Source organism: Streptomyces sp. GL_140, from assembly GCF_057834465.1.
Genome location: NZ_CM174404.1, coordinates 2,614,418 through 2,635,627, shown reverse-complemented (window position 1 = coordinate 2,635,627; position 21,210 = coordinate 2,614,418). Strand labels below are relative to the sequence as shown.

The window sequence follows — 21,210 nt, the reverse complement described above, 5'->3', positions numbered from 1 at the left end:
GGAGCGCGTCGCTCAGGAGCGGCCGGCCTCCGCCTTGGCCGGCTCCGCCTTGGCCGGCTCCGCCTTGTCCCGCTTGATCAGCGTGGGGGCCAGGAAGAGGACGAGCACCGGGACCAGGTACAGCGCCCATCCCGAGAGCTGGAGCACCGTCGGGTCCGGCTGGAAGTTGAAGGTGCCCTTCAGCAGGGTCCCGTACCAGCTGTCCGGCGGGATCGTGTCGCTGATGTCGAAGGCCTTGTTCGCCAGCCCCGGCAGGAAGTCCGCCTCCTGGAGGTCGTGCACGCCGTACGCGAGCACGCCCGCGGCGACCACGACCAGCATGCCGCCGGTCCACGTGAAGAACTTCGACAGGTTGATCTTCAGCGCGCCCCGGTAGAACAGCCAGCCCAGCAGGATCGACGATCCGATGCCGAGCAGCACGCCGATCAGCGGGCCCGCGCCGTCACCGGCCGCGTGCACCGAACGCCACACGAACAACGAGGTCTCCAGGCCCTCCCGGCCGACGGCCAGGAACGCCGTGGTCACCAGCGCGCCGGTGCCCATCGCGAGGGCCGCGTCGAGCTTGCCCTGGAGCTCGCTCTTCAGGTTCCGCGCGGTGCGCTTCATCCAGAAGACCATCCAGGTCACCAGGGCGACCGAAACGATCGACAGGGAGCCGCCGATGGCCTCCTGCGCCTTGAAGTCCAGCTCCTGCGTGCCGAATTCGAGGCCCGCACCGAACGCCAGCGACAGGGCGGCGGCCATGCCGACGCCCAGCCACAGCGGAGCCAGCTTGTTCTTGTTGCCGGTCTTCACCAGGTACGCGATGAGGATGCAGACGACGAGGCTGGCTTCCAGCCCCTCGCGCAGACCGATCAGATAGTTGCTGAACACGTTCGTTCCTCCCCGCCCTACGCGAACAGCGTCCGGCCCCACCAGTCGTCCTTGTCACGGACGCCCGGCGGGACGGCGAAGACGGCCGAACCCACGTGCTGGATGTATTCGTTGAGCGAGTCGTTCTTCGACAGGCGCCGCTGGATCTGCACGAAGCCCTTGCGGACGTCGCGCTGGTAGGCGAGGAAGAACAGACCCGCGTCGAGGCGGCCCAGTCCGTCCGTGCCGTCGGTGAAGGAGTAGCCGCGGCGCAGGATCGTCGCGCCGTCGTTGGTGTCCGGGTGCGCGAGGCGGACGTGCGCGTCCGGCTTCATCGCCTTCAGGAACGGCTCGTCGCGCTCCTTGGACTTGCCCGCGGGAGCACCCTCGCCCTTGTCGCGGCCGATGATGTCCTCCTGCTCACCGAGCGAGGTCCGGTCCCAGGTCTCGATGTGCATCCGGATGCGCCGGGCGACCAGGTACGAGCCGCCGGTCAGCCAGTCGCTGCCGTCGCCCGCGCCGACCCACACGTGCTTGTCCAGCGCCGCGTTGTCGGTGCCCGAGATGTTCCGGGTGCCGTCCTTGAAGCCCATCATGTTGCGCGGGGTCTGCGCGTCCGGGGTGGTGGACGAGGTCTTGCCGAAGCCGAGCTGCGACCAGCGCACCGCGGTCTTGCCGAAGCCGATGCGGGCGAGCTGGCGGATGGCGTGCACCGCGACCTGCGGGTCGTCGGCGCAGGCCTGGACGCACAGGTCGCCGCCGCTGCGCGCCGGGTCGAGGTTGTCCTTGGGGAACGCCTCCAGGTCCACCAGCGCCTCGGGGCGCTTGCCCTCCAGGCCGAAGCGGTCCTTGGCGAACAGGCCGGGGCCGAAGCCTATGGTCAGGGTCAGGCGCGAGGCCTTCAGGCCCAGGGCCTCGCCCGTGTCGTCCGGCGGGGCCTCGGGGAGGCCGCCGTAGCCGCCCTCGCCGACCGGGTGGCCGGCCGTCATCAGCCGGGCCGCCTCGGTCCAGTCCTTGAGGAGCTTGACCAGCTCGTCGCGGCTCTTCGTCTTCACGTCGAAGGCCGCGAAGTGCAACCGGTCCTGGACGGCGCTGGCTATGCCGGACTGGTGCTCACCGTGGAAGGGCACGGCCGCGCCGGCGGAGGCCGCCGAGACCATGTCCGAGTCCTTGGTGAGGGCCAGGGCCGTACCACCGGCCGCGGCGGCGCCGAGCGCGAGGCCCGCACCGCCCCAGCCGAGGACGGAGCGCCGCGAGGGCGCACCCTTGGCCTGCTGCTCCTCGGATACCTGCTCGGACACCTGCTCGGGTCCCTGTTCGGGCTTGGACACTGACTCGCTCATTCCGGATCTCCCGCCTGCTCTGCCTGTTGCCGGAACTACTTGGCCACCGCGGCGGCCAGCTTCGAGAGCGGCTCCGCCAGGGCGTTGACGCTGTCCGAGAACTGCTTGCGGTCCGTCTCGCCGACCTTGTCGTACGAGATGAAGTCGGTGGCGCCCGGGCCGTTGCGGTACTTCTCCAGGAGGGTGTTCAGGGCGGCGAACTGCTTGTCGAGCTCGGCGGTCAGGGCGGCGTCGTTCTTCGCCGCGGTGGGCTTGAGCAGCTCGTACGCCTTCTGGGCGCCCTCGACGTTGGCCTTGAAGTCGTCCAGGTCGGTGTGGGCGTAGCGGTCCTCTTCGCCGGTCACCTTGCCGGTGGCCACCTCGTCGAGCAGTTCCTTGGCACCGTTGGCCATGGAGGTCGGGGTGATCTCGGCGGTGCCGACGCGCTTCTGCCAGTCCGCGAGGTCGGTGTCGAGCTGGGTGGCGAGGCTCTTCTCCTCGTCACCGATCTTGTTGTCGGCCCACAGGGACTTCTCCAGCCGGTGCCAGCCGGTCCAGTTCTGGCTGGGCTCCAGGCCGTCCTCGCGGGTGTCGGTCTTCGGGTCGATGTCACCGAAGGACTCGGCGACCGGCTCGGTGCGCTCCCAGCCGGTGCGGGACGGGGCGAAGGCCTTCTTGGCGCCCTCGATGTCGCCGGCGCGGACGGCGTCCGTGAAGGTCTTCACCTTCGGGATGGTCTCGTCGGCCTGCTCCTGCACGTACTTGCGGTAGGCGGCGACCGCGGCGTCCAGCTCGGGGCTGCGCTTCTCGGCGGCGCCCTGGCCGGTGGCCTTGACCTGCTGGCGGATGCCGTCGCCCTTCATGCCGGGCTTGCAGGCGATCTCGTAGTCGCCGGGCTTGATCTCGGCGGTGATCTTGGCCTGCGTGCCGGGGCCGATGTTCTCGCGCTCGGCGACGATGCGGTCGTCGGGGAACAGCACGTAGAGCTCGGTGACCTTCTCGCCCTTGTTCGCGACCTCGAACTGCACCTTGCCCGCGGGGAACTCCTTCGCGGAGACCTCGCAGGAGGTGTCGGTGGCCGTCACGTGGATCACGCCGTCGCCGGACGCGTCGCTCTTCTCGGAGCAGCCGGTGACCGCGGTGAGGGCGGCCACCACGGCGGCCGCGGTGAGGACGGTGAGGCGGGCGGGACGCATGTGGGCTCCTGGCGGTCTGGCGTTCGACAGACGGCCGCCCCGATCAGGTGGGGGCGGCCGGGTGAGGCGGACCTAACTTAACCGAGGCTTACCTGACCAATACCCGCCCGTCCAGTGATTCAGCCCACACATTCGGCCGCCGGACACGGGGTCATCACGGGTGCCCCATGCCAGGCCCACGGAAAGGTCAAGGGGAGGTCAAGTTCAGGTGATCGTTCCGCACTGCGGAATGGTTGCCTCCGGCAGCCGTCGCCGGTGCGGCGCCCCGGTCGGCGGCCGGCTCGTCCCGTACGGGGACCACCAGAGGCGCCCCGGTGCGCGGGTGCGGGAGCACCTCCACCGGCTGCCGGTAGACCCGGCTCAGCAGCTCGTCCTCGAAGACCTCGGCGGGCGGTCCGTCGACCGCGATCCGGCCCTCGTTGAGCACCGCGACCCGGTCCGCGTACGCCGCCGCCAGCCCCAGGTCGTGCAGGACCACCACGACCCCGTCGCCGGCCGCCGCCCGTTCCCGGCAGATCCGCAGCACCAGCTCCTGGTGGCGCAGGTCCAGCGCCGCCGTCGGCTCGTCGAGCAGCAGCAGCGGGGCCCGCTGGGCCAGTACGCGGGCCAGCGCGACCCGGGCCCGCTCGCCGCCCGAAAGGGCCGAGAAGGAACGGGCCGCGAAGCCCGAGACCTCGGTGGCGGCCATCGCGGCGGCCACCGCCTCGTCGTCGGCTTCGGCCAGCGGGGTGCCCGCCCAGGGGGCGCGGCCCATCCGGACCACGTCCTCCACCGGAAAAGGGAAGGACAGTGCGGCCGATTGGGGGAGTACCGCCCGGCGCAGGGCCAGCTCCGGGGCCGACCAGTCGCCCACCGGCCGCCCGTCGATCCGTACCGCCCCGGAGGCCGCCGGAAGGTCCGCCGACAGCGCCGCGAGCAGGGTGGACTTGCCCGCGCCGTTCGGCCCGACCAGGGCCAGCACCTCACCGGCCCGCACGATCAGCCCGATCCCGGCGAGCACCTCGCGCTGCCCGAGCCGTACGTGCAGCTCCGCGGCCTCGGCGAGCGGCGCGCCGGGGGCCGGGCGGGCGGGCACGGCACGCTTGGCGCGCCGCAGTCGGCTGAAGTCGAGGGCCATTACGCCCAGCCCCCTTGCCTGCGACGGGTACGGCGCAGCAGCCAGAAGAAGAACGGGCTGCCGAGCAGGGCGGTCAGCACGCCGAGCGGCAGCTCGGCGGGCTGGGCCAGCGTGCGCGCGGCCAGGTCGCCCGCGACCAGCACCACGGCTCCGGCGAGCGCGCTGCCGGGCACCAGGAAGCGGTGGCCGGGGCCGTTGGCCATGCGCAGCAGGTGCGGGACGAGGAGCCCGACGAAGGTGATGATCCCGGCGACGGCCACGGCCGCCGCAGTGAGCAGCGCGACGACGAGGATCAGCGCGAGCCGCAGCCGCTCGACGTCCACGCCGAGGTGCCGGGCGGGGCGTTCGCCCAGGGCCAGGAGGTCCAGCCTGCGGGCGTAGAAGGGGGCGAGCAGCAGTCCGGCAAGGGCGCAGGGCAGGACGGCGAGCACCTTGGGCCAGGTGGCCTGGGCGAGGGAGCCGAGCTGCCAGAAGGTGATCTGGTTGACCTGGCCGCTGTCCGCGAAGAAGACGAACAGGCCGATCAGGGCGCCCGCGAAGGCGTTGACGGCGATGCCGGTGAGGATGAGGGTGACGACTTCGGTCCGGCCGCCGTTGCGCGAGAGCAGGTAGACCGAGCCGACGGTGACGAGCCCGGCGACGAACGCGCAGGCGGTGATGGTCCAGTTGCCGAAGAAGCTCAGGCCGAGCCCGATCGCGGCGACCGCGCCCACGGCGGCGCCCGCCGAGATGCCGATGACCCCGGGTTCGGCCAGGGGGTTGCCGAACACCCCCTGCATCAGGGCGCCGGCGCACCCGAGGCTGGCTCCGACGAGCAGGGCGAGCACCACACGGGGCAGCCTTACGTTCCACAACACGCTCTCGCCGACCCGGTCGAGGCCGGCGCCGCCGAGCCCGAGGCGGTGCTGCACGGATCCGAGCACGTCCCCGAGCGGGATCTCGTAGGCCCCGGCCCCGGCGGACACGAGCGCGAGCAGCACGAGGACGGCGAGGAGCCCGCCGGTGAGCAGTACGGGGGTGCGCCGACGGGCGGGGACCCGGGTCCGGGGCGGGGCCCCGGGGTCCTTCAGCCCGGCCGACGGAGGCTGGTCGTAGGAGGTCGTCACGTCAGGAGACCTTGCCGTAGAGCTGGTTGATCAGAGAGGTCAGCACCTGGTCGGTGCGCGGGCCGTAGTTCAGCAGGACCCCGTCGTCGACGCTGATCACCCGCCGGTCCATCCCGGCCGGGGTCTGTGCGACGCCCGGGATCTTCACCAGGCCGTCCACCCCGCCCACGGACTCCAGGCCCTTGGACATGACCAGGATCGCGTCGGGTGCGGCGGCCGCCAGGGCCTCGCTGGTGATCGGGGTGAAGTCCTTGCCGAGCCCCGACTGGGGGCCGGTGTCCACCGCGCCGGCCGCGTCCAGCAGGGAGCCCGCACCGGAGTCGGAGCCGCCCATCAGGTACACGGAGGCGGTGCCGCGCAGGTAGAGGAAGGCCACGCGCGGCTTCTTCCCGGTGTCGGGCAGGCCCTTGCGGGCGGCGGCGATGCGCTCGGCGGTGCGCTGGTTGAGCCGGGTCCCGGCGTCCTTGACGCCCAGCGCGGCGGCGACCGCGTCGGTCCGCTTCGCCACGTCGTCCAGGGACTTGGCCGGGGCGACCACGAGCAGCGGGACCCCCGCGTCGCGGATCTGCTGGATCGCCTCGGCGGGGCCGGAGGTGGTCTCGGCCAGGACCAGCGTCGGGTGCAGCGACAGCACGCTCTCGGCGGAGACGTCGTGGCCCCGCGTCACCACGGGGAGGTCCGAGGCCTGTTCGAAGGTGGCGGTGATGTCCCGGGCGACGACCTTGGGACCGAGTCCGAGGGTGTACACGATCTCGTTGAGGCTGCCGGTCAGGGGGACCACCCGGTCCGCGGAGGCGATGGTGACCCGGGCGCCGTCGGCCGAGGTCACGGTCGCCGGCAGGACGGGAGCCGGCGTCTCGGCGAGCGGTTCCACCCGGTCCGGGACGGCGGCGCCGGCTCCGGTCGAGTGGGAGGGGGCGGCCGTACCTCCGCAGGCCGTCACGCCGAGTGCCAGAACCAGGGAGGTCACGGCGAGGGCGAGGCGGGACACGCGGTGTGACGCGGCGGGCGTAGGCACGAAGGCACCGTCCTGATCGTCCGACTGGGGTTCGAGATTCCGGGGCCGGGGGGTTTCACACCCGGCCGGATGTAGCTTAGGTTAGCCTAACTTTGCTCGCTAGCCCCTGGAGGGGACATTCATGTCCGCAAGACCCACCCGTGCGTCCGCGGTCGCCCTGCTGGCGAGCCTGGTGGCCCTGCTGGGAGCCCTGCTCCCGGCGACCACCGCCCAGGCCGCGGGCCGCACCGTGGAGGGCGGCCGGCTGGACTGGGGCATCAAATCCTCCTTCCAGAGCTATGTCACCGGCCCGGTGGCCAAGGGCGGGTTCAAGCTGAGGAACGGCGCCGCCACCGTCGGCGGCGGCCTGTTCCGCTTCCACTCGGCGACCGGCTCCTACGACCCGGACAGCGGCGCCCTGCAAGCCTCCTTCAGTGGCGGCGTGGCCTTCCAGGGCCACCAGAAGCCGGACGGCACGTACGAGCTCGACCTCAGCGTCAGCCGCCCCACCATCAAGATCAACGGTGGTAGCGGCACCCTCTACGCGGACGTCTCCAGCAAGGCCAAGGACAGCGGCGCGGTCACCACCGCCTCCCAAGTGCCCTTCGCCACACTGGGCCTGGGCGGGCTGAACATGAAGGGCGGCGCCGGCCCCATCGTCCTCACCAACGTCCCGGCCACCCTCACCGACCAGGGCGCCAAGGCCTTCGCCGGCTACTACGCGGCCGGTGCCCAGCTCGACCCCGTCTCCCTGTCCGTCGACGTCAAGGCCCCCGCTGCCGCCGAACAGTCCTTGCAGACGCCGCAGACCCCGGCCGCCGAGTCGCCCGGCGCCTCCCAGGCGCCGCAGGGCGCCGGGGCGTTCACCGACGCCGCCGTGGACTGGGGGGTACGGCGCACCTTCCGCGAGTACGTCTCCGGCTCCATCGGCCAGGGCAAGTGGGAGCTCTCCGAAGGCGCGCAGGACGGCGGAGCCCTCTTCCGCTTCCCGCAGGGCAAGGGCGCGTACGACGCCGCGCAGGGCACGCTCGACGCCGCCTTCGCCGGATCCCTCCACTTCACCGGAGCCCATCTCGACCTGAAGCTCGGCAAGGTGGGCGTCAAGGTGGAGAACGGCAAGGGCGTCCTCTCCGCCGATGTCACCACGGGCACGGAGACCAGGAACGCGGTCCCGCTCGTCGAGTTCGACGCCAAGGGCCTCAAGACCGAGGGCGGCCTCGCCACCCTCACCGAGGCCCCGGCCACCCTCACCGAGGGCGGGGCGCAGGCCTTCGACTCCATGTACAAAGCCGGCACCGAGATGGATCCCGTCTCGCTCGCCGTCGCCCTCGACGGGGCCGCCAAGCTCCCGGCCCTGCCGAACCTCGGCTCCACGGCCACCCCGTCCGCCCCCGCCACCCCGGCCCCGGCCGCCGCGGCCGAGGCGGAGGAGACCTCGAACACCGGCCTCTACGCCGCCCTCGCGGTGGCCGTACTGGTCCTGGCCGGCGGAGCCGCCTTCCTGGTGGTGCGCAAGCGCCGTACGGAGGCCGCCGAGGCCGCCGGAGCGGTGGACACCGGAGCCGCGGAGGCCGCAGCCGCCGCCGCCGCCCCCGCCGAGCCCGCGCAGCGGGACTGACCGCGGCCCCTCCATCCCTCTTCCTTCTTCCCCGCCCCGTTTCAGGAGACCTCAGCCATGTCATCCACCCGCCGCCCGGTCGCCATCGCCGCCGCCATCGCCACCGCCGCAGCGATAGGCGCCACCGCGTTCGTCCTGCCCGCCACAGCGGCGGGCCGCACGTCCGTGGCTCCCGCCGCGGGCCCGACCGCGCCGATCCCGGTCATCGGCGGCACTCTCGACTGGGGAGTCCTGGAGGCCTACCGCAACTACGTCGTCAACGGCGCCAGCGGCACGATCACCGTCGCCGACGGCGCCGTGAAGACCGACAAGGGCTTCCAGTTCGGCGAGGCCACCGGCCAGTACGACCCGGCCAACGGCCACGTCGTGACCGCCGCCTTCAAGGGCAGCGTCACCTTCAAGTCCGTAGCGCACGGCTTCGAGGTGAAGCTGGCGAACCTGCGGATCGACTCGGGCAAGAAGACGCTCGTCATCGACGTCACCCGCGACGGCAAGCTCACCGCGGACGTCCCCTTCGCGACCGTGGCCTTCGGCCAGGGGCCGATGACCAACCTGGTCACCACCCTGACCGCGGAGGTCGGCAAGCTGCTCGGCTCCGACACCTACGCGGGCAAGACCGGCGACCCGCTGACCGCCGTACTGAAGTTCCCGGCGGCGCCCTCCCCGAGCACGTCCACCTCCGCGTCGCCGTCGGCCTCCGCCTCTCCGTCGCAGTCGGCGTCCGCCTCGGCCTCGCCGTCGAAGTCGGCCTCCCCCTCGGCCTCCACGAGCTCCTCCCCGGCGGCCGACGGCCCGCAGCAGATCCTGAGCGGCAAGCTGGCCTGGGGGGTCAAGGAGTCCTTCCGCAAGTATGTCCAGGGCGCGGGCGGCACCATCACCCCGGCGGGCGGCGCGGTCGCCAACGGCGACAGCTTCGCCTTCGGCGGCGGCAAGGGCACCCTGGACACCAAGGCGCTCAAGCTCAACGCCTCCTTCGCGGGCAACCTGCGCTTCCAGTACGCGGGCCACGGGATCGACATGACCTTCGGCAACGTCCGCATCAACACCGAGGGCGCCAAGGGCACGCTGGTCCTGGACGTGAAGACCGCGGCGGGCACCAAGACGGACGTCTCCTTCGCCACGCTCGACCTCTCGAAGGCCGAGTACAAGACCAAGGACGGCCTGCTGGCCCTGAACGCCGTGCGCACGGCGCTCACCGCCGACGGCGCCGCGGCCTTCGCCAACGACACCACCGGCTCCATGTACAAGGCCGGCGACCGGGTGGACGACGTGAACCTGACGGTCTCCGTGGACAAGGACGCCGTCGTGCCGACCACGGCCCCCACCGCCACCGCCACCGCCACCGCATCCGCCGGAGGCGCCGGTGGAAGCGTCGGGGGCAACCTCGCCTCCACCGGCGCCGAAATCCCGGTCGGAGCCCTGCTCGGCGCCTCCGGCGCCATCGTGGCCGCCGGTGCCGGAGCGGTGTACGTGGCACGCAGGCGGCGTACGGCCCAGAACTGAGCCGTGCTTCAATGCCCGCGTGAACGATCTCGACGTCCTGAGGGTCTTCTGCGCGGGTGACGGCAGCCACGGCAACCTGCTCGGCGTCGTACGCGACGGCCGAACCTGCCCCGACGATGACTCCCGGCAGGCGCTGGCCGCCGAACTCGGCTACAGCGAGACGGTGTTCGTCGACGACCCCGAGCGCGGGGTCGTCGACATCCGCACCCCCGGCACCCGGATGTCCTTCGCCGGGCACCCGCTGGTCGGGGTCGCCTGGCTGCTCGACATCGGGGAGCTCCAGCCGCCCGCGGGCGCCGTATGGGCGCGCGACGACGGGGAGTTCACCTGGATCACCGCCAGGCCGGAGTGGGTCGAGGGCAAGCGCACCGAGCAGTACGCCACCGCCGCCGAGGTCGAGGCGCTGCCCGCCCCGCCGCCGGGCGAGGGCTGGCTGTACGCCTGGGCTTGGGAGGACGAGACCGCGGGCCGGATCCGGGCCCGCGGTTTCCCGCGCCGCCCCGATGGGGCGATCGTCGAGGACGAGGCCACCGGTTCGGCGGCGATCCTGCTGACGGCGGAGCTGAACCGGGCTCTGAACATCACCCAGGGCGCGGGCTCCCAGATCCTCACCGCCCCGGGCCCCGACGGCACCGTGGAGATCGGCGGCCGGGTCCGCTTCGACCCGGGCGGCAACTGAGCGGCCGGGCAGCCGAGCGACCGAGCGGCTCGGCGGCCGGGCGACTGAGTACGTAGGCGGTCCGCACTGAGTAGGACCGCCCTGCCGGACCGGCGCCCCGGCTGCTGCACTGGATCCATGGACGCGATCACGCACTCGGCCGCACCGCGGAACCCGGCAGGCCGGTACCGCCGGCTTGAGCCCGCCCTCTTCTCGCTGCTCGTTCCCGCGCTCGGTTGGTACGACCGCGTGCACGGCCGTGTCGACGCGCCCGTCTGGATGTACCTGCTCCCACTGGGCTTCGCGGCGGCCACGTGGTTCGGCCGTGACCGGCCCCAGCGCATCGGCCTCGGGGTCATCGGCTGTGTGCTGGCCTGGTTCACCACCGAACTGTTCATGACGGTCGCGCTCTTCGCCTGGGCACTGCACGGGGTCGACTGACGGGGACTCCACGGCGAAGGGGGGCCCGCAACGGGCCCCCCTCTCCGTACGCCGTCGCCGCAGGCGGCTACGCGCTCATCGGGAACTGCTCGCCCAGCTCCCGGAACACCGACCCGTTGAAGTCGAAGGCGCGCTTGCACTCGTCGATGATGCGCTGCTTCTCCAGGTCGTCCGCGGCGATCGCGTCCAGCAGCTCGCGGTAGGTCCGCTTGAAGGCGGCCGGATTGGAGATGTCGGCGAAGACGTAGAAGCGGACGCCGTCGCCCTTGCGCTCGAAGCCCCAGGTCCGCTCCGCCTTGTCGCGGATGATCTGGCCGCCGGAAAGGTCGCCCAGGTAACGGGTGTAGTGGTGGGCTACGTATCCGCCGGGCCAGGAGGCCGCGCACTCGGCGACGCGCGCCGCGTACGCCTCGGTGGAGGGCAGCGCCGCCAGCGTCTCGCGCCACTCGGGACCCCGCAGGTGGGCGAGGTCTCGCTCGATCTCGCTCACGCGCATCAGCTCGGGCTGGATGAACGGTCCTGCGACCGCGTCGTCCCTGAGGGCCTCGGCGGCGTCCTCCAGGGCCCGGTACACGAACCAGAGCTGCTCCGTGTAGCGGGTGTAGGCGTCGACTCCGAGTCTGCCCCCGAGCAGGTCGCTCATGAAGCTCGAGGTCTCTGCCTCGGTGTGCTGCTCGTGCGAGGCGACACGGATGACGGTGGAGAAGGCGTCCAAGGCGGACCTCCGAGAAATCGGAAGAAAAAGGAAAGGGGGAGACGGGCGCGACGGCCTTGCCGCCACGCCCGATCCTCCTACTTAGGCTTGCCTAAGTCAATATGTTCCCGACGCCCTGTCGGTAAAAACCTCGGTGGGCCGACTTCCTCGGGTCGGCACGGGGTCAGGGCAGCGTCAGGATCTCCGCCCCGGTGTCCGTGACCACCAGCGTGTGCTCGAACTGCGCGGTGCGCTTGCGGTCCTTCGTGACGACCGTCCAGCCGTCCTCCCACATGTCGTACTCGTGGGTGCCCAGGGTCAGCATCGGCTCGATGGTGAAGGTCATCCCGGGCTCGATGACGGTGGTGGCGTGCGGGCTGTCGTAGTGCGGGACGATCAGGCCGGAGTGGAAGGACGAATTGATCCCGTGGCCGGTGAAGTCCCGGACCACGCCGTAGCCGAAGCGCTTCGCGTACGACTCGATGACCCGGCCGATGATGTTGATCTGGCGGCCCGGCCGGACGGCCTTGATGGCGCGGTCGAGCGCCTCGCGGGTGCGCTCCACGAGCAGCCGCGACTCCTCGTCCACGTTGCCGCACAGGTAGGTGGCGTTGTTGTCGCCGTGGACCCCGCCGATGTACGCGGTCACGTCGAGGTTCACGATGTCGCCGTCCCGAAGGACGGTCGAGTCGGGGATCCCGTGACAGATGACCTCGTTGAGCGAGGAACACAGGGACTTGGGGAAGCCGCGGTAGCCCAGCGTGGAGGGGTAGGCACCGTGATCGCACATGTACTCGTGGGCGACGCGGTCCAGCTCGTCGGTGGTCACCCCCGGCGCGATCAGCTTGGCGGCCTCTTCCATCGCCTGGGCGGCGATCCGGCCGGCGATGCGCATGGCCGCGATGGTCTCGGGCGTCTGCACCTCCGGTCCGGTGTACGGAGTGGGCGCGGGCTTGCCCACGTACTCGGGACGGCGGATGTTTCCGGGAACGGAACGGACGGGGGTGAGCTCGCCTGGTACGAGCAGCGACTGGCCAGACATACAAGCGAGTGTATCGAGCGGGTATGGGGCAGCATGGCGACAGAGACCGGCAGCGAGAGGACCCGAGGACGATGGCCCTGTTCAAGAAGCGCCAGGTGGGTAAAGCGGGCGAGTGGTACTACTGCCTCGTCCACAACAAGGTCGAGGAAGGCCCGGAGTGTCCGGCGAAGGACCGGTTCGGCCCCTACGAGACTCAGGAGGAGGCGAGCCACGCCATGGAGACGGCGCAGGAGCGCAATCTCGAATGGCAGAACGACCCGAAGTGGAACGACAAGACCCGCGAGGACGGCGAGGCCGCTCCCTGACCGGCGCCACCGGCGCCACCGGGCGCGGGCGCTACCAGCGGCTGGGCGGCGGCGCGGTCAGCTGATCCGCCAGCCGCGCCAGCCGGTCCCGGAACCGCCGGGGCCCGCGCTGCACGGGCAGGCTGTTCTCCCCGGCCGCGGCGCTGACCAGGTGCTGCACGGTGTCCAGGTCCATCCCCCGGCCACCGCCGGGAGGTGCCCCCTGGGCGTCGCCGCCGGGCAGCGACAGCGCCTCGTGCGCGAGCGTCCCCAGATCCGGATCCCCGCCGTCCAGGGACAGTACGGTCGCACCCGCGCGCCGGGCGTCGTGGACCCGCTCCAGCAGCCCCTCGCCCGGCTGCTCCGGAGCCACCACCAGCAGGGTGTGACCGCGCCGGGCCGCCTCCAGCCGGCTCAGGCCGACCGACAGGTGCGGGGCGTCACCGGGCAGCACGTGGTGGCGTACGAGCGTGGGCGCCAGCTCGGGCAGCCCCGACCAGGCGGCCTCGTCGACCAGGTGCGCGGCCATGTGCCAGGGCTCGTACAGCTCGGTCCCGACGAGCAGCAGGTTCCCGCCGGCCGGCACGACCGACCGCCGCAAGGTGACGGCGAACCGCCGTGCGGCACCGGGCCACTCCGTACCGGCGAGCACCTCGCGCAGCAGCGCGACCCTCACGGCATCCATACCGGCATCCTGCCGCATAGAAGGGACATACGGGAGCCGTTCCTCCGCATCCGCCCCCACCGGCCGCCCGCTCCCGTGGATCTCACATCCGCCGCGCATTCGACTCTGGGGGTCCCGGCGTTACCCTCGCCCCCATGACCTCCACAGACAGCACGCAGCAGCCCCCCGCGAAGGCTCCCGCCAAGGACCCGTGGGACCTCCCCGACGTCTCCGGCCTGGTCGTGGGCGTCCTCGGCGGCACCGGCGACCAGGGCCGGGGCCTGGCCTACCGGCTCGCACGGGCCGGCCAGAAGGTGATCATCGGTTCCCGCGCCGCCGACCGGGCGCGGACCGCCGCCGACGAGCTCGGCCTCGGGGTCGAGGGCGCGGACAACGCCGAATGCGCGCGCCGCAGCGACATCGTGATCATCGCGGTGCCGTGGGAGGGCCACGCCAAGACCCTGGAATCGCTGCGCGAGGACCTCGTCGGCAAGCTCGTGGTGGACTGCGTCAACCCGCTCGGCTTCGACAAGCAGGGCGCGTACGCCCTCCAGGTCGAAGAGGGCAGCGCGGCCCAGCAGGCCGCCGCCCTCCTGCCGGACTCCCGCGTCACGGCGGCCTTCCACCACCTCTCGGCGGTCCTCCTCCAGGACGAGTCGGTCGACGAGATCGACACCGACGTGATGGTCCTCGGCGAGGTCCGCGCCGACACGGACATCGTCCAGGCCCTGGCCGCCCGCATCCCGGGCATGCGAGGCGTCTTCGCCGGCCGCCTGCGCAACGCCCACCAGGTCGAATCCCTGGTGGCCAACCTCATCTCCACCAACCGCCGCTACAAGGCCCACGCGGGCCTGCGCGTAACGGACGTCTGAGCCCGCCCGCGCCCCGGCACCCCGCCGTACGGGCCCCGCCGCGTGGCGGGGCCCCGTACGCCGGGCCCGTCAGCTCCGGCGTCCGCCGCGCCCCTCGACCGGGCCCAGGTGGGCCACCACGCCCCGGAAGAACCGGTCCACGGCGTCGTCCACGCTGCGGATGAACCCGGACTCGGTGTTGCCGCGGGTGCTGCCCATGCCCTTGAGCAGCGACAGCCGGAAGCCGGTCACCGAAGCACCGTCGACGGGTAGCAGGTCACCCGGTTCCGGTCGCAGCCGCTCCAGGGTGCCGCGCGGCCCGTTCCCGGCCTCGACCAGGCTCTCCACGTGCAGATCGGCCGGAGCCTCGGCGAGCAGCCGCACCAGCCGCTTCACCGTGGAGAGCGGGTAGGCGCCCTCGGGGGCCGGCACGTCCACGGACGTACGGACCTTCGAGGTCCTGAGGTCGGCGCTCACCGCGATGACGCTGCTGGTCCCGTCGATGCGCAGTTCCGCGGAGAGCTTCCCCTCGGCGCACAGACGCTCCGCCGCCGCGACCCGCCTGGCCTGCGGATCGCTGGCCCGCCGGGCCCGCTGCACGGGGAGCGCCTTCTGGCCGAGTTCCCCGCCGAGGCGCAGGCAGACCTGGCGGACGAGCCGCTCCCAGCTCTCCACCACCTCCACGGCGCGCGCGTCGCCCCGGCCGAGGGTTTCGTCCTCGATGCCCTTGCGTACGGGCACCCAGGAGGCGCCCATGTTCTGGAACCCGTGGCAGCCCGACTGCTCGTGCTGGAGGTACTCCAGCAGTTCCTCCAGGAGCCAGGCGTGCGCCGCGTTGCCCACGCCCTCGTGCCGGATCAGGAGCTGCGCCTGGTGGGCGACTTCGGCCCAGGAGAGGTGCCAGAGGCTGACCTTGTGCTTGCGGCGCCCGTCGACCTTCACTTCCACCATGGCGCGGCCTTCGAGGGCCACGTCGTTGGAGAGGGTGATCACGGCCTCGTAGCCGCGGCGCGCGGCGATGTCCATGTACGCCTGGACCTGCTCCGCCTTGAGCGGGTTGCCGTTCGTCTTCGTCTCCACGAGCGCCGTCCACAGCTTGCCCGCGCGCTCCACCCGGATCACCCCGTCGGGGCGCCGCGGGGTGTCCCCGTGCGGGAGGGAGACCTCGGTGAAGGTCTGCATCCGGCCGGCGGGCGCGCCGAAGCCGGCGGTGAGGCGGCGGCCGAACTTCGGTACCTGCGCCATGACGGACAGCAGCACCGAGGTGGCGCGCACCTCGCGCTCCTTGTCGCTCTTGAGCGAGGGGACGGGGAACAGGCGGGCCTGGCTCCAGGACTCGTTCTCGGCGAGGGAGTTCTTGGCCACCTTGGGCAGGGTGACCTTCTTCCTGGTCGTACGGGGGCCACGGCCACGGGTCTGGGCCGGTACGGCGGCTGCGGCGGCAGGGGTTGCGGGAGGGGCGTCGGCAGCGGCGGCGGCCGGCACGGGGTCCGGGGCCGGGGCCGCGTCGGCCTCACCGGGCGGCTGCGCGGCCGCGGGTGCGGGTGCCTCCGCCGGTTCCTCGCCCTGTTCCGTCTCCTCGGCCTCGTCGGCCTCCTCCAGCACCGGAATGCCGAAGTCGGTGGCCAGGCCCGCCAGCCCGGACTCGTAGCCCTGGCCGACGGCGCGGAACTTCCACTCCTCGCCCCGCCGGTACAGCTCGCCGAAGATGAAGGCCGTCTCCACGCTCGCGTCGTCGATCGAGTACCCGACCAGCGGCTCGCCGGAGCGGTCCGCCACCGTCATCCGCAGATCGTCGAGGTCCCCGAAGCGGGCGCCGCCGTACCGGCTGGCCGCCACCACGATCCGGGCGACCTCCTCGGGGACCGCCGTCAGGTCCACGCTGATGCGGTCCTCGTCGCCGTTGTCGGTCGGCGTCTTGCCCAGCAGCTGCACGCTGCCGTCGGCCGCCGCCGGGTTGTTGTAGAAGTAGAAGTCGTTCTCGCTGCGGATCTTGTCGTTCCCGTCCAGCAGCAGCACGGAGACGTCGGCGTCCCCGGCCCCCGAGGAGCTGGTCCAGCTCAGGCTCACCACGACCGCGCCGGCGTCCTCGCTGAGGGCGGTCAGGCTGACGTTCGCGCCCTTTGTGATCTCCTGCATTTCTTCCCCCCGGGTGGCCCGGCACCGTCCATGGCGGACCGAGGCGGCCGGGCTCTCCATCTGTGTGTCTCGCTGTGCGACTTGGGCACCGCACGTGCGGTGCGCCCCCGGCGAACCGTAACCGCGGCGGAGGAAAAGATCACGAGAAGGCGGAAAACAGCCGGACGGGAGCACGGCGGGCATGGGGGACACTGGAGGGGCTTGAACCGCTTCAGTGTCTCCGAGGAGCTTCAGACATGCCCCGCCTTGCCGTCTTCGCCGTTGTCCTCTGCGCCTTGGCCGTGGCCGCGGCCGTCGTCTCCTTCGTGGAAGGCAGCCTGCTCGGGATCGTGTGGGTGCTGATGGCCGGCATCACGTCGAACATGGCCTGGTTCTACGTGCGCAAGGCGAAGATCGAGAAGGCGCGCAACGCGGGCTAGGGCTTCGGCTTTACGAGGCCGCGCAGAAGCCGTTGGTGTCCTGCCAGAAGCGGTAGAGGTCGTGGCCGCAGTAGGTTTCCAGGTCGCTGACGCCCAGCGCGGACAGCAGCCCGTTCACCACGTCGAAGAAGTACGCGTTGACCTCCGGGATCCACAGCAGCGCGAAGACGGCCAGCAGCCCGAACGGGGCCAGCGGGGCCACCTCGCGGCGCACCCGGTGGGAGAGCCAGGGCTCGATGATGCCGTAGCCGTCGAGGCCGGGCACGGGCAGGAAGTTCAGGATCGCCGCCGAGACCTGGAGCAGGGCGAGGAAGGCGAGCGCGAAGCGGAACGGCTGGGGGACCCCGTCGAGGGCGTCCAGCCAGAACGGGGCCGTGCAGACGACCGCGAAGGCCACGTTCGTCAGCGGTCCCGCCGCCGAGATGAGGCTGTGCCGCCAGCGGCCCTCGATCCGGTTGCGCTCGATGTACACCGCGCCGCCGGGTAGGCCCAGGCCGCCCATGATCACGAAGATCACCGGCAGGACGATGCTGAGCAGCGCGTGCGTGTACTTCAGGGGGTTCAGGGTCAGGTAGCCCTTGGCCCCGACGCTGAGGTCGCCGCTGTGCAGGGCGGTACGGGCGTGCGCGTACTCGTGCAGGCACAGCGAGACGATCCACGCCGACGTGACGAAGAGGAACACGGCGAGACCGGTGCTGGTCGAGTAGCCCGTCCACACCGCCCACCCGGTCACGGCCATCACGGCGAAGATGCCGATGAAGACGGGACTGATCCGCCGCTCGCTGCGGTCGTGACTACGGTTGACGCTCCCCAGGTGACCCATGCGGCGAACCTATCCCGTGGACGGAGCCGAAGGGGCCCCGGGGCCAGGGACAATGGGCCGGTGCGTTACGCGATCCTCGGCACCACCCAGGCCATCCGCGACGACGGGAGCACGCTCCCGGTCGGCGGACCGCGGCTGCGCGCGCTCCTGACCGCGCTCGCGCTGAGGCCCGGACGGGCGGTGCCCGCGGCCGCGCTCGTCGACGAGGTGTGGGACGGGGACCCGCCGGCCGAGGCCGTGGCCGCGCTCCAGGCGCTGGTGGCCCGGCTGCGGCGGACGCTGGGACACGAGCAGGTGCGGTCGGGGGAGGACGGCTACCTGCTCGTCGCCGCCCGCGAGGACATCGACCTCTACCGCTTCGAGCGGCTCGCGCGGGAGGCGGCCGCGGCCCCCGACCCGGCCGAAGCGTCCGCCCTGTACGACGCGGCCCTCGCGCTGTGGCGCGGCGAAGCACTGAGCGACCTCCCCGACCGGACGGCGGAAGCCGCCCGCTGGGAGGCGCTACGGCTGGACGCGCGCCGGGGCCGGCTGGGCGCGGCCCTGGCGCTGGGCGAGGCGGAGGCCGCGCTGCCGGAGCTGACCGCGCTGTGTGCCGGGCTGCCGCTGGACGAGCCGCTGCAGGTCCTGCGGATCCGGGCGCTGCGCGACGCGGGCCGCCCAGCGGAGGCGCTGGCCGCCTTCGAGGAGGTCAGGCGCAGCCTCTCGGAGCACCTGGGCACCACCCCCGGCCCGGCCCTGCGCACCCTGCACGAGGCCCTGCTGAGCCCGGCGGCCGCCGGCCCGGCCCCGACGCCGGCCACTGCCGCCGCCCCGGCCCCGGAGCCCCGCGCGGAGGTTCCCGTACCGGCCGGGCAGGGCAATCTGCGCGCCCGGCTGACCACCTTCGTCGGCCGGGAGGACGACATCCGGGTCATCGGGGCCGATCTCGCGCGGGCCCGGCTCGTCACGCTGCTCGGGCCCGGCGGGGCCGGGAAGACGAGGCTGTCGCAGGAGGCCGCCGAAGCCCATGCCGGCGACGGCTGGCCCGACGGGGTGTGGTTCGTGGAACTGGCCCCCATCGACGGCCCGGGCGGCCCCGGAGGCCCAGGCAGCCCGGCCGGCTCGGGAGGCTCAGGCGCGGCCGACGGCTCCGCGGGCGCCGGCGCCGACCCCGCGGCGGCCGCCGAAGACGTGGCCGCGGACGTCGCCGAGGCGGCCCTCGCCGCGCTCGGGGCCCGCGAGACCAAGCTGCGCGGTGCCTCCGCCGAGGAGATGCGGGCACTGACCGACCGGGCGGGGGACCGTGCCCTCGACCGGCTCGCGGAGCATTGCGCACGGCGCCGGATGCTGCTGATCCTCGACAACTGCGAGCACGTCATCGAGGCCGCCGCCGACCTCGCCGACCGGCTCCTCACCCACTGCCCCGGCGTGCAGATCCTCGCGACCAGCCGCGAACCCCTCGGCGTGCCCGGCGAGATGCTGCGCCCCGTGGAACCGCTGCCCGACCCCGTCGCGCTGCGCCTGCTCGACGACCGGGGCTCCGCCGCCCGCGCCGGGTTCACCATCGACGAGGATCCGGCCTCGGCCGTGGAGATCTGCCGCCGCCTGGACGGTCTGCCGCTGGCGATCGAGCTGGCTGCGGCCCGGCTGCGGTTGCTGACTCCGCGGCAGATCGCGGATCGTCTGGACGACCGGTTCCGGCTCCTGACCAGTGGTGCGCGCACGCTCCTGCCGCGTCAGCAGACCCTGCGTGCGGTGGTCGACTGGTCCTGGGACCTCCTCGACGAGCCCGAGCGCACGGTCCTTCGCCGCCTGTCGGTCTTCGCGGGCGGCTGCGATCTGACGGCCGCCGAAGCCGTCTGTGCCGAGGGCGGGGACCTGGACGTCGCGGACCTCCTCGGCTCCCTCGTCGACAAGTCCCTCGTCGTCGCCGCCCCCGGCCCCGACGGCAGCGGCATGCGCTACCGCCTCCTGGAGACTGTCGGCGAGTACGCCGCCGAGCGGCTCGCCGCGGCCGCCGGGGACCAGGAGGCCACCGAGCGCCGCCACCTCGTCCACTACCGGGAACTGGCCCGCGCCACCGACCCGCAGCTGCGCGGGCGCGGCCAGCGGGCCGCCACGCAGCGGCTCGCCACCGAGTACGAGAACCTGCGCACGGCCCTGCGCCGGGCCGTCGGCCTGCGCGACGAGGGCGAGGTGCTCTGCCTGATCCACTCGCTGTACTGGTACTGGCAGATGCAGGATCTGCGCACCGAGATGCGGCACTGGTCGAACGCGGCGGGAGCCTTCGGCCCCGATCCCTTCCTGCCGCCCGCCGTACCCGCGAAGCCCGTGCACGAACAGATCGTGGACAGCCCTCCGCCGTACACCGGGGAGCTCCTCACGGAGGGCTGGCGCAGTGTCCGCCTCATCCAGCTCGCCGCCCGCGACCAGAACAACGAGGGCTGGTACGCGCCTTCGATCCGGGGCCGGATCGAAGGCATGATCGAGGTCTACGGCTCCGACCTGCCGCAGATCTGCCGCAATCCCGGCGGGCTGTGGATCTACGTCGTCATGCTCTTCGGGGATCCGGAGCTGCTCCGCCGCGTGGTCGACGACACCGTGGCCACCACCCGCCGGCTCGGCCACCCCTGGGAACTGGCCTCGGCCCTCCAGCTGCGCGCCAACATCCTCGCCAACCGCGCCGACTGGGCCGGCAACGCCGCCCGCGACGCCGAGGAGAGCCTGGCCCTCTTCGAGGGGATCGGCGACGACTGGGGCTGCGCGGAAGCCCTCTCCGCCCGCGCCGAATCCCGCGAGAAGGGTGGCGAGTACACCCTGGCCGCCGAGGACTACCGGGCGGCCATCGTGCACGCCGAACGGCTCGGCGCCAAGGCCCAGGTGACGGTCCTGCGGGTCCGCATGGCCGGGGCCCTCATGGAGGACGGCCACGGCCCGCTGGCCGAGGAGATCCTCACCGGGATCCTGGACGCCCCGCAGCGCTACGGCAACGAAGCCATGCCCGCCGCCCGGATGTTCCTCGCGACCCAGCTCGGCTTCACCGGCCGGATCCCCGAGGCCCGCGCCCAGATCCAGGTCCTGCGCGAGGAGTTCGCGTTCGGGGCCTACGCCCTCTTCGACGCCTTCCTGATGGGCATCCTGGCCTGGCTGGACGTGGAGGAGGGCAGGTACGGGGACGCCCTGGTCCAGGCCCGCAAGGCGTTGGAGGCGGTGGAGGATCCGCTCGCCGCCATGGTCGCCCCGCAGATGCGGGCCGTGTACCTGATGACCGCGGCCGACGCGCACTCCGGTCTGGGCGGCGAGGAGCACGCCCGGACGGCGGCCGTTCTGCTCGGGTCCTACCGGGCCCACCTGCCGCCGGCCCACGTGCCCCCCAGGCTGGAACGCGAAGGCTCCGCCCGGGCCGTGGCGCGGGCGAGGGCCGCGCTGGGCGAAGCCGCGTACGAGGCCGCGTACGCCGAAGGCGGCCGCCTCACGGTGGAGGAGGCCGCCGCCCTCGTCTGAT

The 21,210-nt window shown here is 72.5% G+C and carries 19 protein-coding genes; 8 read left to right on the top strand and 11 right to left on the bottom strand.

What is annotated here, in order from left to right; all coding sequences use genetic code 11:
- Positions 1 to 12 precede the first annotated feature (12 nt).
- From efeU to AC3IYJ_RS12285, 6 genes are all read right to left on the bottom strand, one after another.
- Positions 13 to 873, bottom strand: a complete 861-nt coding sequence (efeU, locus tag AC3IYJ_RS12310; protein ID WP_489401351.1) for an iron uptake transporter permease EfeU — start codon at positions 871 to 873, stop codon at positions 13 to 15.
- Positions 874 to 890: 17 nt separating this feature from the next.
- Entirely contained in the window at positions 891 to 2,195 is a 1,305-nt protein-coding gene (gene efeB, locus AC3IYJ_RS12305) for an iron uptake transporter deferrochelatase/peroxidase subunit (RefSeq protein WP_489401350.1), read from the bottom strand.
- A gap of 35 nt (positions 2,196 to 2,230) precedes the next feature.
- Complete coding sequence (efeO, locus tag AC3IYJ_RS12300) at positions 2,231 to 3,370, bottom strand: iron uptake system protein EfeO (protein ID WP_489401349.1); 1,140 nt, start codon at positions 3,368 to 3,370, stop codon at positions 2,231 to 2,233.
- A gap of 187 nt (positions 3,371 to 3,557) precedes the next feature.
- A complete protein-coding gene (locus tag AC3IYJ_RS12295; protein WP_489401348.1) occupies positions 3,558 to 4,487 on the bottom strand; it encodes a heme ABC transporter ATP-binding protein in 930 nt (309 codons plus the stop codon).
- Positions 4,487 to 5,593 carry a FecCD family ABC transporter permease gene (locus AC3IYJ_RS12290; RefSeq protein WP_489401347.1) on the bottom strand — a complete coding sequence of 369 codons (1,107 nt, stop codon included), beginning with the start codon at positions 5,591 to 5,593 and terminating at the stop codon, positions 4,487 to 4,489. Before AC3IYJ_RS12290 ends, AC3IYJ_RS12295 begins: the two co-directional genes overlap by 1 nt.
- Before the next feature lies 1 nt (position 5,594).
- Positions 5,595 to 6,611 (bottom strand): heme/hemin ABC transporter substrate-binding protein, encoded by a 1,017-nt coding sequence (locus AC3IYJ_RS12285; RefSeq protein ID WP_489401346.1) that lies wholly within the window; start codon positions 6,609 to 6,611, stop codon positions 5,595 to 5,597.
- Positions 6,612 to 6,732: 121 nt separating this feature from the next.
- Here AC3IYJ_RS12285 and AC3IYJ_RS12280 point away from each other — a divergent pair, with 121 nt between their 5' ends.
- The 4 genes from AC3IYJ_RS12280 (at position 6,733) to AC3IYJ_RS12265 (ending at position 10,810) form a co-directional block, all read left to right on the top strand.
- Positions 6,733 to 8,208 (top strand): HtaA domain-containing protein, encoded by a 1,476-nt coding sequence (locus AC3IYJ_RS12280; protein ID WP_489401345.1) that lies wholly within the window; start codon positions 6,733 to 6,735, stop codon positions 8,206 to 8,208.
- A gap of 57 nt (positions 8,209 to 8,265) precedes the next feature.
- Positions 8,266 to 9,711, top strand: a complete 1,446-nt coding sequence (locus AC3IYJ_RS12275; protein WP_489401344.1) for an HtaA domain-containing protein — start codon at positions 8,266 to 8,268, stop codon at positions 9,709 to 9,711.
- A 19-nt stretch (positions 9,712 to 9,730) separates the two neighbouring features.
- Positions 9,731 to 10,390: a PhzF family phenazine biosynthesis protein gene (locus AC3IYJ_RS12270; protein WP_489401343.1), complete on the top strand. Its 660-nt coding sequence runs from the start codon at positions 9,731 to 9,733 to the stop codon at positions 10,388 to 10,390.
- A gap of 117 nt (positions 10,391 to 10,507) precedes the next feature.
- The gene (locus tag AC3IYJ_RS12265; protein WP_489401342.1) at positions 10,508 to 10,810 is read left to right on the top strand and encodes a hypothetical protein; all 303 of its coding nucleotides are present in this window, start codon (positions 10,508 to 10,510) and stop codon (positions 10,808 to 10,810) included.
- A 67-nt stretch (positions 10,811 to 10,877) separates the two neighbouring features.
- On the opposite strand, the gene AC3IYJ_RS12260 is transcribed toward AC3IYJ_RS12265, so the two are convergent.
- Positions 10,878 to 11,525, bottom strand: coding sequence for a biliverdin-producing heme oxygenase (locus AC3IYJ_RS12260; protein WP_489401341.1), 648 nt, complete (start codon positions 11,523 to 11,525; stop codon positions 10,878 to 10,880).
- Positions 11,526 to 11,688: 163 nt separating this feature from the next.
- Positions 11,689 to 12,546: a type I methionyl aminopeptidase gene (map, locus tag AC3IYJ_RS12255; protein WP_489401340.1), complete on the bottom strand. Its 858-nt coding sequence runs from the start codon at positions 12,544 to 12,546 to the stop codon at positions 11,689 to 11,691.
- 71 nt (positions 12,547 to 12,617) lie between these two features.
- Here map and AC3IYJ_RS12250 point away from each other — a divergent pair, with 71 nt between their 5' ends.
- Entirely contained in the window at positions 12,618 to 12,851 is a 234-nt protein-coding gene (locus tag AC3IYJ_RS12250; RefSeq protein WP_489401339.1) for a hypothetical protein, read from the top strand.
- A gap of 31 nt (positions 12,852 to 12,882) precedes the next feature.
- Here the strand turns inward: AC3IYJ_RS12250 and AC3IYJ_RS12245 are convergent, their stop codons facing one another.
- Positions 12,883 to 13,515, bottom strand: a complete 633-nt coding sequence (locus AC3IYJ_RS12245) for a hypothetical protein (RefSeq protein WP_489401338.1) — start codon at positions 13,513 to 13,515, stop codon at positions 12,883 to 12,885.
- Between the two features lie 134 nt (positions 13,516 to 13,649).
- Between AC3IYJ_RS12245 and npdG the strand changes: the two genes are divergently transcribed.
- Entirely contained in the window at positions 13,650 to 14,366 is a 717-nt protein-coding gene (gene npdG / locus AC3IYJ_RS12240; RefSeq protein ID WP_330296149.1) for an NADPH-dependent F420 reductase, read from the top strand.
- 69 nt (positions 14,367 to 14,435) lie between these two features.
- Here npdG and AC3IYJ_RS12235 read toward each other — a convergent pair whose 3' ends face one another.
- Entirely contained in the window at positions 14,436 to 16,484 is a 2,049-nt protein-coding gene (locus AC3IYJ_RS12235; protein WP_489401337.1) for a TerD family protein, read from the bottom strand.
- A 236-nt stretch (positions 16,485 to 16,720) separates the two neighbouring features.
- Between AC3IYJ_RS12235 and AC3IYJ_RS12230 the strand changes: the two genes are divergently transcribed.
- The gene (locus tag AC3IYJ_RS12230; RefSeq protein ID WP_489401336.1) at positions 16,721 to 16,903 is read left to right on the top strand and encodes a hypothetical protein; all 183 of its coding nucleotides are present in this window, start codon (positions 16,721 to 16,723) and stop codon (positions 16,901 to 16,903) included.
- A gap of 10 nt (positions 16,904 to 16,913) precedes the next feature.
- Here the strand turns inward: AC3IYJ_RS12230 and AC3IYJ_RS12225 are convergent, their stop codons facing one another.
- Positions 16,914 to 17,726: a site-2 protease family protein gene (locus AC3IYJ_RS12225; protein WP_489401335.1), complete on the bottom strand. Its 813-nt coding sequence runs from the start codon at positions 17,724 to 17,726 to the stop codon at positions 16,914 to 16,916.
- A gap of 60 nt (positions 17,727 to 17,786) precedes the next feature.
- Between AC3IYJ_RS12225 and AC3IYJ_RS12220 the strand changes: the two genes are divergently transcribed.
- Positions 17,787 to 21,209: an AfsR/SARP family transcriptional regulator gene (locus AC3IYJ_RS12220; RefSeq protein ID WP_489401334.1), complete on the top strand. Its 3,423-nt coding sequence runs from the start codon at positions 17,787 to 17,789 to the stop codon at positions 21,207 to 21,209.
- The last annotated feature ends 1 nt before the right edge of the window (position 21,210 follow it).

Bases quoted from the DNA above. Each gene is read 5' to 3' on its own strand.
- npdG (WP_330296149.1), top strand. From the start codon at position 13,650: ATGACCTCCACAGACAGCACGCAGCAGCCCCCCGCGAAGGCTCCCGCC.
- AC3IYJ_RS12250 (WP_489401339.1), top strand. From the start codon at position 12,618: ATGGCCCTGTTCAAGAAGCGCCAGGTGGGTAAAGCGGGCGAGTGGTAC.
- AC3IYJ_RS12265 (WP_489401342.1), top strand. From the start codon at position 10,508: ATGGACGCGATCACGCACTCGGCCGCACCGCGGAACCCGGCAGGCCGG.
- AC3IYJ_RS12280 (WP_489401345.1), top strand. From the start codon at position 6,733: ATGTCCGCAAGACCCACCCGTGCGTCCGCGGTCGCCCTGCTGGCGAGC.
- AC3IYJ_RS12245 (WP_489401338.1), bottom strand. From the start codon at position 13,515: ATGGATGCCGTGAGGGTCGCGCTGCTGCGCGAGGTGCTCGCCGGTACG.
- efeO (WP_489401349.1), bottom strand. From the start codon at position 3,370: ATGCGTCCCGCCCGCCTCACCGTCCTCACCGCGGCCGCCGTGGTGGCC.
- AC3IYJ_RS12295 (WP_489401348.1), bottom strand. From the start codon at position 4,487: ATGGCCCTCGACTTCAGCCGACTGCGGCGCGCCAAGCGTGCCGTGCCC.
- efeB (WP_489401350.1), bottom strand. From the start codon at position 2,195: ATGAGCGAGTCAGTGTCCAAGCCCGAACAGGGACCCGAGCAGGTGTCC.
- AC3IYJ_RS12235 (WP_489401337.1), bottom strand. From the start codon at position 16,484: ATGCAGGAGATCACAAAGGGCGCGAACGTCAGCCTGACCGCCCTCAGC.
- AC3IYJ_RS12275 (WP_489401344.1), top strand. From the start codon at position 8,266: ATGTCATCCACCCGCCGCCCGGTCGCCATCGCCGCCGCCATCGCCACC.
- map (WP_489401340.1), bottom strand. From the start codon at position 12,546: ATGTCTGGCCAGTCGCTGCTCGTACCAGGCGAGCTCACCCCCGTCCGT.
- AC3IYJ_RS12225 (WP_489401335.1), bottom strand. From the start codon at position 17,726: ATGGGTCACCTGGGGAGCGTCAACCGTAGTCACGACCGCAGCGAGCGG.
- AC3IYJ_RS12230 (WP_489401336.1), top strand. From the start codon at position 16,721: ATGCCCCGCCTTGCCGTCTTCGCCGTTGTCCTCTGCGCCTTGGCCGTG.